Consider the following 12,151-nt stretch of genomic DNA (forward strand, 5'->3'; position numbering starts at 1 on the left):
AGGCTTTTTTTATGCCGTCAGTCCCGCACGCATCCTTGCCGCATCTGCCGCAGGCGGTGCGCCGAACATTCTTGAATATTCCCTGCTGAACTGCGAAGGGCTTTCATAGCCCACTCTGTATGCCGTGCTGGCGGCATCAGCAGTCTCTGCTATCATTATCCGTCTGGCCTCTGTGAGCCTCAGCTTCTTCTGAAACTGTAAAGGACTCATGGCGGTGACCTCTTTGAAGTGATGATGAAATGTGGATTGGCTCATGTTTGCCATCTGCGCCAGCTCTTCAACGGAAAATGATTTGCTCAGATTGGTTTTTAGGTTTTTGATGACCTCGGCTATCTTCTGCATGTTCCCGCCTGCAACAGCCAGCTTGGCTATCCTGCGTCCGTTGGGACTTGTCAGAAGCCTGTAGAAAAGCTCAGCAGTGACCAGAGGAGCCAGAAACTGCGCATCCTGAGGGCTGTCCAGAAGTTTCACCAGCCGCAGAACGCTGTCGGTTATCCCTTCGTCCATCTCCCCCACAAAAACGCCCCTGTCGGTTGCCGTTTCCGGCACAATCTCTATTCCGCTTTTGCTGATTATGTCGCTTATCTGGATGGGGTCTATGTCCACCTGAACGCACATATAAGGTTTTTCCGGTTTCGCCGTAACAACGCACCCTGTTGCGGGGAGTTCGACGGAAACGGCCAGATAGTTCAGCTCGGAGTATTTATAAACCTCATTTTCAAGGGTCATCTCCTTGCTCCCCTGCACAATGAAGCACACACATGGGGTATAGACCGAAGCCGTCCGCACTCCGGCTGTGGTAACCTTATAAAAATGCAGGCAGTCTATCGCTGTGTTTGCGACTCCCTCTTTATCGGAGTATTTGTCAATTATATGTGATATCTGTTTCAGGGCATCAGTTTTCATATGCTCTCCTGTGTTTGATTACAGTATATTCTTAAACGCAAATAATAAAACATAAAAATGCATGCGCCGCAGTTTTGGGCAATAATGCGGCAGGTCTGTGTATTTCCTCAAATGCGTGCAGGTATTATTGTTACAACGGACGGAATGAACCAAGGAGGAATCAGATGATAACACTCATAACAGGCGGAAGCAGAGGGCTTGGAAAAAACATGGCGCTGACTCTGGCGGACAGAGGTCACGACATAATTCTGACTTATAACAGCAGAAAGGACGAGGCGGAAGCGGTTGTCGCTGAGATCCTGAATAAAGGAAGAAAGGCGGCGGCTTTGCAGCTGGACGTTTCAAAGAGCGCAACGTTTCAGGCGTTTGCGGATGATGTTAAAGATGCGCTTAAGGGGTTTGACAGTGAAACCTTCGACAATCTGGTGAACAACGCCGGAATAGGCATTAATGCACCGTTCACGGAGACCACGGAGGAGCAGTTCGACCTGCTGGTGAACATCCACCTGAAGGCACCTGTTTTTCTTACGCAGAAACTTCTGCCGCTGATAAAGGACGGAGGCAGGATAATGAACCTTTCGTCAGGTCTGGCAAGATTCTGTATGCCCGGCTACAGCGTATACGGAAGCCTTAAAGCCGCTGTGGATACCCTGACCAGATATATGGCGAAAGAACTGGGCGCAAGGGGCATCAGCGTTGTTGCTCTGGCTCCCGGAGCAATAGAGACGGATTTCGGCGGCGGGGTGGTTCGAGACAACGAACAGGTGAACAAACTCATAGCCTCAATGACCGCACTGGGCAGGGTCGGTCTGCCGGATGATATCGGCGGAGCGGCTGCGGCGTTGCTGTCACCGGAGGCTCGGTGGATCAACGGTATGCGGATCGAAGCATCCGGCGGCACACTGCTTTAACTTTTTATAACACATCACATTTTTGCGTTGGAAGGCAGAAAATCCTGCTCATGTACTTCTATGTACACTGCGCATATTTTCCGCCTTCCGCCTTAAACTGTTCGGTTCTAAAAAGTTATATAATTAAGATGTTTATTTAATCTCTTTTATCAGCCTCATCCCGTTCAGCGTAACGAGAATTGAAGCTCCGGTGTCTGCAAACACTGCCAGCCAGAGGTTGGTTATCCCTGCGAATGTGCCTGCGATGAACAGAGCCTTAACGGCAACCGAGAATGTTATGTTCTGCTTTATGACCGCCACGGTCTTGCGGCTCAGTTTCATAAGATAGGGCAGTTTGCCTATGTCGTCCGACATAAGGGCTATGTCCGCTGTTTCCAGAGCGGCATCAGTTCCTGCCGCACCCATGGCAATGCCTATATCCGCCAGTGCGAGGGCAGGGGCATCGTTCACCCCGTCACCAACCATGGCCACACGTCCGTATTTATCGGCAAGAGGTTTCAGTGCCGCTGTTTTGTCTTCCGGCAGAAGCTCGCTGAAACACTCATCCAGCTCCAGTTTGGAGGCTATCATATCCGCCGCACGCCTGTTGTCTCCGGTGAGCATGGCAACACATTCAATCCCGCTCTCTTTCAGAGCTTTCACAGCCTCATGGCTTCCGTCCCGCAGAACGTCCGCAAGGGCGATGTGTCCCAGAATACCTTCGTCAGTACCCACATAAACAACTGTCTTGCCCTGCTTTTCAAGCTCATCCATGGCAAATGCCGATTCACCGAACAGCCTTTTGTTACCCACATAGACTGTTCTGCCTTCAACTAAGGCTTTCGCTCCTTTGCCAGGTATCGCTTCAAAATTTTCAGTTGGCAGAAGTTCTGATCTTTCCACAGAGTTTGCTATGGAATGAGCCAGAGGATGCTCGGAGAATCTCTCGACCGATGCCGCCAGTGTCAGAAGTTCCTTTTCTGAAACCCTGTCTGCGTGAACGTCGGTAATGACGGGTCTGCCAGATGTCAGCGTTCCGGTTTTATCGAAAGCTATGGCTCTGATTCTGCTCATCTGCTCAAGGAACACTCCGCCCTTGATAAGCACACCCCTTCTGGATGCGTTGCCTATGGCAGAAACAATCGACACAGGGGTGGATATCACCAGTGCACAGGGGCACGAGATCACCAGAAGCACCAGTGCCTTGTAAAACCATTCATCGAAACTCTGACCGAATACCAGAACGGGAACTGCGGTCAGAAGTACAGCGGAGACCACCACCGCAGGGGTATACCATGCGGCGAATCTGTCCACCAGCGACTGCATGGGTGCTTTCTGTGCCTGTGCCTCCTCAACCATACTCATGATACGGCTGATTGTGGAGTCCGATGCGGGTCTGCTGACTCTTATGGTCAGTGCGCCTGTGGTGTTGAGCGTTCCGGCGTAAACCGTGTCCCCCGTCTGTTTTTCGGTGGGTACGGACTCTCCTGTTATGGAGGCCTGATTTACAGCGGAAAACCCGTTCACCACTTCGCCGTCCATGGCTATCTTCTCCCCGGGTTTAACGAGGATGGTATCTCCGATGGATATTTCATTTACATTGAGTATCTTTTCAGTTCCATCCCGCATGACCAGAGCCTCATTAGGTGCTTTTTCCATGAGCGAGCGGATGGATCTTCTGGTCTTGTCCATTGTGTATGCCTGAAGTGCGTTGCCCAGCGAAAAAAGGAAAACAACGGCGGCACCTTCGCTCCACTCGCCGATGGCTCCTGCGCCTATGGCCGCAATGAGCATCAGAAAATTGGTGTCCATCGTTCTCTTTTTCAGGCTGTAAAGTCCGCTGAGAGCAACATTCCAGCCGCCGGTTATCATGGCCGCCGCATAGAGTGCATTGGATGTTGCTTCGTTTCCTGCCATACCCAGCAGAAAACCCGCTGCGAGAAAAATTCCCGATGTTATGGTTCCGACAGTTTTTCTGTCTTTCAGCCACGATTGCTTCTCTTCTGTCTGAACATCGGCGGGAACTGCGGAATAGCCCGCCTGCTTAACGGCACGGATTATCTTTGCGGGGTCGGTGTTGTGGCGGACGGTGAGTGTTGCCGAGGCAAAGCTCAGACGTGCATAGAGCACACCCTCCATCTGTTTTATGATGTTCTCGACCTTTGCGGCGCAGTCGGCACAGTCAAGTCCCTGAACACGGAACACAGCCTGTTCGCCTCCGGCCGGAACGGTCTCCTGAATCTCTTCCTTCTGCGGACAACAGCAGCATCCGCATGCCTGTTTTTCGCTCATCTCTCTCCCCTATGAATGATTTATGTGATCCAGACCCATGCATAGAAGTCCCAGAATGTGTGCATCGTCCAGAGAATAGATTACCTCTTTTCCCTCTTTGCGGTATTTCACCAGCCTGTAGCCTTTCAGCATCCGGAGCTGATGAGATATCGCCGACTGCCCCATGCCCAGCGTCTCCGCTATGTCGCACACGCAAAGCTCCCGCCCTGTGAGCGCATGGAGGATCTTTATGCGGGTGGGGTCACCAAGTATCTTGAACATCTCCGCCAGCCGCTGGATGTCGTTTTCAGGAAGCATTGCGGACTTTGCCAGACACACTGCGGTCTCGTCGTGGCCGCAGTTTTTTTCGCAGATAAACTCTCTGTCTTCCATATTACCCTCAAACGAATGAATATATATTCATACGTTAGTTAAAAGGGTCCTGCGTGTCAAGAATGAAAAATCAGAAATTGACGGGAGCGAAAAAGCCGTTGGTGTTGATGACCGCCCAGACGGTCTTTGAGGATGTGTCTATTCCATATGTGCCCAGAGGATATTCGGGTTTCCATGCACCTCTGATAAACTGGCCTACCCCGCCGGAGCTGAAATCCACAGCGTTCTGCCATTGACCTTTTTCGTTCAGTCCGGCCAGAACAGGGCTGCCGGAATCATAGGTCATTGATAGGGTGAATATATCGGTGAAGCCGCTGCCGAGGGTGTAGTCCATCCCCGTCAGGGTCAGGATGTCTCCGGCCGTTGCACCGTCCTTCGGATAAAATCCTGTGCAGACCTCAACGTTGAATCTGCGGCCAGAAAGGTCTTTGCCTTCGTTGCCGTTTATGCCGCCGAGTATTTTTGCCGTAGTTCCGCCTGCGCTCGTAAGCTCTGTTACGGAATACTCCGCTCCGTATGGCACTAAAAAATTTCTGCCGTTCAGGCTGTATCCGAAAGTGTCCTGTCTGCTGAAATTCAGGTACGGGGTGTTGACTATGGTGTCCCCTGTGTAGCAGGGGGATGAGTAGTAGTCGAAAGTAACGTGTTCCCCGTCCACCGTGACGATTATATAGCTGATGGCGAACAGTTCCTGACTTATCAGCTTCTGGCGTCTGCCTTCGCTGTAGGTTTCGTCGTTGGAGGGCACTCTGGGAATGTAGAACTTTGAGCTGTCAGAACCTGCAATTATCTGAGTGACCTTTGCGGATCCTCCGTCGTGGGTATAAACATGGCTTCTGTCATACATGTGGTCGTGTCCGCAGATGAGATATCTTACTCCGTTCTGTGACAGCGAGGTTATGAACTCGTCCTGTCCGGGAGTTGTTTTTGAGGTTTCCGCCCCGAAAATGCAGTCCCTGTTGCGCTGGGTCAGAAGTCCTTTATGGGTGAGGACTATTGCGTGTTCAGTCTCTCTGGTCTTGAGCCTGTCGGTTATCCAGTCCTGCTGACTGCGGATGGTTCTTTTTGTGCCGTCGGGCAGGGTGAAGATATCCGGAATTACGAACCGAACGTTTTTGTGGTCAAAGCTGTATGAAAACCCTTTCAGGTCGTCCGAAGGGGATGAAAAATTTGTTCCCATAGAGAAGGGTTTGCTCGTGCGTTTTATGTCCGGCAGACGCTTGGCATCCGGATTAAAAACGGCATATGCGGCTCTTTGCGCCTCTGTGCTGTTGTGTATGCCGTTCTGTGTCTGCGGAAAGAAATTTCTGAACTCAAGGGCGCATATCTCAGAGTTCTCGTGGTTTCCTCTGAGCGGGAAAAAACCTATTCCTCTGTTGTACAGCTGCTGGGTATATCGGGCGACAATGCCCATGGCGTCTGCGGGACCGTAAACGTCATATTTTTCCGTGGCTCTGTTGTATACTGCGAAAGGATCTTTGCCGTCGTCGGTCATATCGCCCATGTGAAATGCGAACTCGACATTATGCTTTATGAACTCCGCATAGACGGCATTCAGTATCTCAACTGCGCAGGATGCGGGGTTGAAGCCGTTGTCGTCCGCCTCCCACTGGGTGTCGGCGATTATGCCGAACCGCCACGCATTCTCTGACGGGAGTTTCGATTCCGGCAGTTTTTTTTCAGCAGGCAGTTTGCCGGAGAGGCATCCCGCTGATGCGGCGGCGAGAGCTGTGGCTGATAGTTTTAAGAATCTGCGTCTGTTGAGCATAAAGGATGATACCATATAAAAATGGCGGCCGAGGCCGCCCTGTGGAATTTACTGTGCGGGAAGGATAACTTTGTCGGGGGCAGGTGCCGCAGGTGCGGGAACAACTGCGGGAGCGGTCTGCTCAGGCACTGCCGGAACTGCGGGCTGGGTCTCAGCGGGTACTGTTTCCGCAGGAGCAGGCACAGCGGCAGCATCGGTCATGTAGGGAGCGAGGATATCTCTCCAGAGACCGTAGCCGGTGGCTGTAAGGTGTGTGCCGTCGTAGGTGTATTCGTCTTTCAGAAAGCCGTCGGGGGAAAGAACTGGATTCAGGTCGATGAACGCATAGCCGTTCTTGTCAGCATATTCTTTCAGCATTCCGTTCAGTTCTTTTATCCTGACGTTGTAAACCTCATATTTCGGGTTCAGCTTGCCCAGATAGATAACGGACTGAACGTGGGGCTTGATGCCTCTTGCTGTGAGATAGTCGATTATTTTCGTGTATCTGCCGAATATCGAGGCGGGGAGCTGATATTTGGAGATATCGTTTATGCCCGCCAGAATAAATGCCTTTTCCATTTTTCCGGTGGTGACATAGTCCAGACGCTCAAGCATCCAGAAGGTCGTGTCGCCGGGTATTCCTCTGTTGATTACATCGCTGCGCTTCATCAGCTCATTCCAGTAGGCTCCATGGGTGATGGAGTCTCCGAGCATCAGGATGCGTCCGAAATCGTTCATTCCGTATGATCTGTACATCTCCGCTGTGCGCTCATAGCCTGCGGGTTTTGTAAATTCCCTTTTGGGGGGTGTTGGTGCGGCGTAGGATATGAAAGATATTGTAAGTATAAAAATTGTTAACAGAAAACGCATTTTGTTTCCCTCAATTGTATTTGCAGCGATTGTTCTATCCCAAAATTGGCGATAAATCCAGTTATTTCAAGGGCTGAACTATGGTATTCCGGTAAAAAATAGGATATAATCAGGATTATGAAGATAATAGCGCACAGGGGCGCATCCTTTGCCGCCCCGGAGAACACACTTGCGGCTTTCAGACTGGCTCTGGACGAGGGCGCAGACGGCGTTGAACTGGATGTGCGGCTTACTGCTGACAAGCGCATCATCGCTCTGCACGATGTCACCACTGCCAGAACCTCGGACATGCTTATGCGTGCTGATATGTCCTTTTACGACCAGATAAGGGCATGCGATGCCGGAAGCTGGAAGTCTTCAAAATTCAAAGGCGAACACGTTCCCGTTCTGGAAGAGGTTTTTCAGATGATGCCCGCCAGCAAAGACATTTTTATAGAGGTTAAATGCGGCAGAGAAATAATTCCTTACCTTTCAGAACTTTTACAGGAGTACCCCGGTCATGTAGAGAGTGCGGTGGTGTTCAGTTTCAGCTACGATGTCTGTGTTGAGGCCAGAAAAGCCCTTTCCGGATGCAGAGTGCTCTGGATAGGCGAGTTCGGCTACAACATCGAACTTCACCCTGAGATGTATAACCGCACTGCAAAAATGGTGACTGATGCGAATCTGGACGGTTTTTCCACACGGGCGGAACTGCTTCATGTTTCATCCATGAGAAAAAGGCTCAAAGACCTCCATCTTAACGTCTGGACAGTGGACAGCGAGGAGGATGCGGTCTCTTTCCGTGACATGGGCGTGGACAGTCTGACCACAAACAGACCCGACAGGATAATCGAAGCTCTTTTTTGATTCAGCTCAATTACTCATCATTTTTATTCTTTTACAGTGGTTCAGGGGGAACACATGAGAAACAGACGTTTCATTCAGGCTTTTTTCCTTATATGCTCGGTTTATCTGGGTTTTGCGTTCGTAAAGTTCCTTAAAGCGGTTCAGGCCGGGGATTTCAGCGTTGTCAAGCCGGGCGGGGTCGAGGCTTTTCTGCCAATCAGCGCAATCATGGCTCTCAAAAGATTCATATTCACCGGAAACTGGGACTGGATACACCCTGCGGGCTTAAGCCTTCTGCTGATATTCATTCTGGTCAGTTTTCTTTTCCGCCGCTCCTTCTGCGGCTATATCTGCCCTGTGGGGTTCTTTTCCGAGGTTGTTTCTCTAATCGGGCGCAACAAGGGGATGAACCGTTATGCGGGCTATGCGGTATCAGTTATAAAATACGCCGGAGCGGGATTCTTCCTCTATTTTATAGTGATAAAAATGCCTGTGGAGGCAATAACCGCCTTCCTTAACGCGCCCTATAACTTCGTTGCCGATGCAAAAATGCTGGATTTCTTTGTAAGTCCCGGTCAGGGAACGATAATCTTCGTTATCGCCGCCATCGGACTTACTCTGGTGTTCAAGGGGTTCTGGTGTAAATACCTTTGCCCTTACGGAGTTTTCCTTTCAATCTTCTCTGCGGTTTCGCCCCTTATAATCAAAAGGGACAAGGATGCATGCGTGAACTGTATGAAATGTACCAAGGCATGCCCCATGGACATTCAGGTGCACAAGGTGAACATCATGATGAACCCCGACTGCATAGGCTGTCACGACTGCCTTGCGGTTCGCCATAACGAAAAATGTCTGCAGACCTGCAAAAAGGATATCAAGGCGAAGCATCTTTCAATGGCAGTTTTTGCTGTTGCCGTGGTGCTGATAATTGCCGCAATGGCGGCAGGTTTCTGGGAGAGCAGGGTTGCGGCATCGGACTATGCCTTCTGGCTTTCTAAGCTCAATCAGCTGAGCCATTAAAACTATTGAAAAATACGGATTAAGTCTGTATCTATATCAAATGAAAGAAGACCGGACGGTCGCCGGCACATTGTGCGGGAGGAAAGTCCGGACACCGAAGGGCGGGATGGCCGATAACGTCGGCCTGTTGCGAAACAGGGACAGTGCCACAGAGAACAGACCGCCGCACGAAAGTGCGGTAAGGGTGAAACGGCGGTGTAAGAGACCACCGCGCCTGCGGCAACGCAGGCGGCAGGGCAAACCCCATCCGGTGCAATGCCAAATAGGCAGACAGTTAAGAACGGCCCGTTCTTTGTCTGCGGGTGGGCAGCTTGACCCCGTGAGCAATTGCGGGGCTGGATAAATGACCGTTAGAACAGAATCCGGCTTACGGGTCTTCTTTCCTTTTTTTGTCATGAACATTCGTTCCTGTTTTAATTTCGCATCACATCTATTAGCCGTTGACTGGCTCAAAAAAAACAGTTATATTCGGGTAATTGTATACTGTATACTGTGTACTTTTTTAAAAACATAGTATACTGCTAAGGGGTTGGCTGCTTGAATCAGGATGTCTTTATTGAAAGCAAGCCGCTGCGGGAAAAGATTGCCGATATAATTAGAACGGATATTATCAGAGGCGTTTACCGCAACGGTGAAAGATTGGTCGAGCCGAAGCTCGCAAAGACTCTCGGCATATCCAGAACTCCCATAAGAGAAGCTCTCAGACAGCTTGAGGGTGAAGGTTTCATAGAGATCGTACCCAGAAGAGGAGCTGTTGTTAAAGAGCTTACCATCAAAGACATAGACGACCTCTACGCAATAAAGGCAAACCTTGAAGGCCTCGCCGCAAGACAGGCCACAGTTAACCTTACCGATGATCAGATTGAAATACTCATCAGCATTAACAAAAAATTCAGAGACTATTCCGAAAAGAACCCCGGGGTGCCTGACGAACACCATAAAGACAATATTGACTTCCACAACGTTTTCATTGCCGCATCCGGCAACGAAAAACTGGTGGATATCCTTGACGGCATGTCCAAAAACTTCCAGCGGCTTAAAAGCATGCTGATGTCCGATGCGGGCAGGGCGGCAAATGCCGTTAAGGAACATAAAAAGATAATCGACGCCTTCATCTCCAGAGACCCGGATCTGGCGGAAAAAACCGTCCGTGAGCATATCAACAGCGGATGGGAATATCTGAAACAGCGGATAAACAACCGCTGATAACACAAAGAGGAAAAAGTGGCTGTTAAAGACATAAACATCGACAATACCCCGCTCAGCGAAAAGATAGCTTCCACAATAAGAAACAACATAATCAAAGGGCAGCTTAAACCCGGCGAAAGACTTGTTGAACCGAAACTTTCAGAAATGCTCGGAATCTCCAGAACCCCCATCAGAGAGGCTCTCAGACTCCTTGAAATGGAAGGCTTCATAGAGATTATCCCCCGCAGGGGTGCGGTTGTCACAACATTGACGGCCAAGGATATCGACGATATCTTCGTTATTAAAATGAAGCTTGAGCCGCTGGCTTCCAAGCTGGCTGTGAACAATCTGGACAGTCACGATCTGGACAAGATGCGTGAGCTGGTTAAAAAAATGGACTCCGGCACTTCCCGTGCCGTTTCCCAGATGATCCACTGGAACTACGACTTCCACAGAATATTCATTTATAAATGCGGAAATGACAGGCTTATTAAGATGCTCGAAGGGCTTCAGCAACAGTTTAAACGTGCCACCGTATTCTCTTTCTCCATCGAGGGGAGAACGCAGGAGGTCAGCGATGAACACAACGACCTGCTGAAAGCTTTCGAAATGCGTGACCCGGAAAAGGTTGAGAAAGTTGTTGAAAAGCACGTCTATAACGGATGGCAGTTCATTAAGGAACAGTTCAACTCCTCTCAGAAATAATAGACACAAGTACTTTCCGAGGTTTTATGAGAAAGGTTTCCGTCGGCGACCTTAAGGTTGGCGATAAGGTTGTCAAACTGGACAGAAACTGGCTCGAAACGGATCTGTTGGTCCATAAGTTTGTCATCAAAGATAACTCCATTATAGATAAACTGAAAAAGCACGGAATCGGCCATGTTTTCATAGAAATGACCGCCGAGGAAGAGGCTATTCAGGATCTTTTCACGGACAAGGCCGAACTGGTCATTGCCGAGCACTTGTCAAGAGCACCAAACTATATCAATCTGGACGAGGTCAAAAACGGCAAGGTGATCTATTCCGAGTCGGTGAAGGTTCTCAAAACCCTTCTGGACGACGTTAAGGCCGGAAAGATGTTCAGCCACTCCGCCGCAAAGAACGTTGCATCAAATATTGCCGAGGTCACTGTCCGCAACAAGGGCGTTCTTTCAAGCATTGCAAAACTCAAACACCATGACGACTATACATTCCTGCACTCGATGAACGTAAGTATTTTTGCATCCTGCCTTGCGTCCCATCTGGGTATGAACAAAAAAGAGATTGAGCGCATCGCTCAGGCGGGGCTTATGCACGACGTGGGCAAGATGCTGGTTCCTGATGATGTTCTGAACAAGCCGGGCAGACTCACAGAACAGGAATTTTCCCTGATGAAATCCCACGTTATACGGGGATATGACTTTTTGAAAGGGCAGGGTGTGGACGAATCCATGCTCAGAATGACCATAGAGCACCACGAGCGCTTTGACGGTTCGGGGTATCCTAACGGACTTAAAGACGAACAGCTCTCAATAGAGGGTAAAATAGGGGCTGTGGTGGACATTTATGATGCCATCACCAGCGACAGATGCTATCACAAGGGGATGGAACCTTCATCCGCCCTCAGGCTGATGCTGAAATGGACAGACAGCCACATAAACCGCAAGATATTCGACTTCTTTGTGATGAACGTCGGAATATATCCGGTCGGCTCGCTGGTTCTGATGGACAACAACGAGCTAGGCGTGGTCACAAAAATAAACCATTCCAGACCCACTGAACCAATCGTTATGATTTTTTGCGACAAAACAGGCAGGCAGAAACCAGTTTATCTGTGCGATATGTCCAAGGCGGGCATAAACAAACGCCGGATACTGGGGCCTGTTAATCCTCAAGGTATTGATATCCCTCAGGAAGTATACATCTTCATCGAAAAGTTGAATGAATTGAAATAATTTCAACAATCTTATTGAACTATTTTTTATTCCAACTATCTTTCAAATATAAGACGAAGGTAACAAAGGTTCGATTGGGATCTTTTGTACCGTTAAATACGACTCTC

The 12,151-nt window shown here is 49.7% G+C and carries 11 protein-coding genes and 1 other RNA gene; 7 read left to right on the top strand and 5 right to left on the bottom strand.

Annotated elements, in window-relative coordinates; all coding sequences use genetic code 11:
• Positions 1-9 precede the first annotated feature (9 nt).
• Entirely contained in the window at positions 10-906 is an 897-nt protein-coding gene (locus C8D98_RS06770; RefSeq protein WP_132873253.1) for an AraC family transcriptional regulator, read from the bottom strand.
• 164 nt (positions 907-1,070) lie between these two features.
• Here C8D98_RS06770 and C8D98_RS06775 point away from each other — a divergent pair, with 164 nt between their 5' ends.
• Positions 1,071-1,817, top strand: a complete 747-nt coding sequence (locus C8D98_RS06775; protein ID WP_132873255.1) for an SDR family NAD(P)-dependent oxidoreductase — start codon at positions 1,071-1,073, stop codon at positions 1,815-1,817.
• 132 nt (positions 1,818-1,949) lie between these two features.
• Here C8D98_RS06775 and C8D98_RS06780 read toward each other — a convergent pair whose 3' ends face one another.
• The 4 genes from C8D98_RS06780 to C8D98_RS06795 all read right to left on the bottom strand — a co-directional run bounded on the left by C8D98_RS06780 (position 1,950) and on the right by C8D98_RS06795 (position 7,077).
• Positions 1,950-4,088 (bottom strand): heavy metal translocating P-type ATPase, encoded by a 2,139-nt coding sequence (locus C8D98_RS06780; RefSeq protein ID WP_132873257.1) that lies wholly within the window; start codon positions 4,086-4,088, stop codon positions 1,950-1,952.
• Positions 4,089-4,097: 9 nt separating this feature from the next.
• Positions 4,098-4,460 carry an ArsR/SmtB family transcription factor gene (locus C8D98_RS06785; protein WP_132873259.1) on the bottom strand — a complete coding sequence of 121 codons (363 nt, stop codon included), beginning with the start codon at positions 4,458-4,460 and terminating at the stop codon, positions 4,098-4,100.
• A gap of 70 nt (positions 4,461-4,530) precedes the next feature.
• On the bottom strand, positions 4,531-6,228 hold the full coding sequence (locus C8D98_RS06790; protein WP_165871222.1) for a metallophosphoesterase family protein: 1,698 nt from the start codon (positions 6,226-6,228) through the stop codon (positions 4,531-4,533).
• A gap of 48 nt (positions 6,229-6,276) precedes the next feature.
• A complete protein-coding gene (locus C8D98_RS06795) occupies positions 6,277-7,077 on the bottom strand; it encodes a GDSL-type esterase/lipase family protein (RefSeq protein WP_132873263.1) in 801 nt (266 codons plus the stop codon).
• Positions 7,078-7,194: 117 nt separating this feature from the next.
• Between C8D98_RS06795 and C8D98_RS06800 the strand changes: the two genes are divergently transcribed.
• From C8D98_RS06800 to C8D98_RS06825, 6 genes are all read left to right on the top strand, one after another.
• Complete coding sequence (locus C8D98_RS06800; protein WP_132873265.1) at positions 7,195-7,923, top strand: glycerophosphodiester phosphodiesterase family protein; 729 nt, start codon at positions 7,195-7,197, stop codon at positions 7,921-7,923.
• A gap of 54 nt (positions 7,924-7,977) precedes the next feature.
• On the top strand, positions 7,978-8,922 hold the full coding sequence (locus C8D98_RS06805) for a 4Fe-4S binding protein (protein WP_132873267.1): 945 nt from the start codon (positions 7,978-7,980) through the stop codon (positions 8,920-8,922).
• Positions 8,923-8,965: 43 nt separating this feature from the next.
• An RNA gene (rnpB, locus tag C8D98_RS06810) (RNase P RNA component class A) lies at positions 8,966-9,308 on the top strand.
• Positions 9,309-9,459: 151 nt separating this feature from the next.
• On the top strand, positions 9,460-10,128 hold the full coding sequence (locus C8D98_RS06815) for a GntR family transcriptional regulator (protein ID WP_132873269.1): 669 nt from the start codon (positions 9,460-9,462) through the stop codon (positions 10,126-10,128).
• 18 nt (positions 10,129-10,146) lie between these two features.
• Complete coding sequence (locus tag C8D98_RS06820; RefSeq protein ID WP_132873271.1) at positions 10,147-10,815, top strand: GntR family transcriptional regulator; 669 nt, start codon at positions 10,147-10,149, stop codon at positions 10,813-10,815.
• A gap of 26 nt (positions 10,816-10,841) precedes the next feature.
• Entirely contained in the window at positions 10,842-12,044 is a 1,203-nt protein-coding gene (locus C8D98_RS06825) for an HD-GYP domain-containing protein (protein WP_132873273.1), read from the top strand.
• Positions 12,045-12,151: the final 107 nt, after the last annotated feature.

Origin of the sequence: Seleniivibrio woodruffii (genome assembly GCF_004339245.1) — a bacterium.
Lineage (GTDB): Bacteria > Chrysiogenota > Deferribacteres > Deferribacterales > Geovibrionaceae > Seleniivibrio > Seleniivibrio woodruffii.

Excerpts from the sequence above, each read along its gene's own strand:
- C8D98_RS06770 (WP_132873253.1), bottom strand. The coding sequence starts at position 906 with ATGAAAACTGATGCCCTGAAACAGATATCACATATAATTGACAAATAC.
- C8D98_RS06775 (WP_132873255.1), top strand. The coding sequence starts at position 1,071 with ATGATAACACTCATAACAGGCGGAAGCAGAGGGCTTGGAAAAAACATG.
- C8D98_RS06780 (WP_132873257.1), bottom strand. The coding sequence starts at position 4,088 with ATGAGCGAAAAACAGGCATGCGGATGCTGCTGTTGTCCGCAGAAGGAA.
- C8D98_RS06785 (WP_132873259.1), bottom strand. The coding sequence starts at position 4,460 with ATGGAAGACAGAGAGTTTATCTGCGAAAAAAACTGCGGCCACGACGAG.
- C8D98_RS06790 (WP_165871222.1), bottom strand. The coding sequence starts at position 6,228 with ATGCTCAACAGACGCAGATTCTTAAAACTATCAGCCACAGCTCTCGCC.
- C8D98_RS06795 (WP_132873263.1), bottom strand. The coding sequence starts at position 7,077 with ATGCGTTTTCTGTTAACAATTTTTATACTTACAATATCTTTCATATCC.
- C8D98_RS06800 (WP_132873265.1), top strand. The coding sequence starts at position 7,195 with ATGAAGATAATAGCGCACAGGGGCGCATCCTTTGCCGCCCCGGAGAAC.
- C8D98_RS06805 (WP_132873267.1), top strand. The coding sequence starts at position 7,978 with ATGAGAAACAGACGTTTCATTCAGGCTTTTTTCCTTATATGCTCGGTT.
- C8D98_RS06825 (WP_132873273.1), top strand. The coding sequence starts at position 10,842 with ATGAGAAAGGTTTCCGTCGGCGACCTTAAGGTTGGCGATAAGGTTGTC.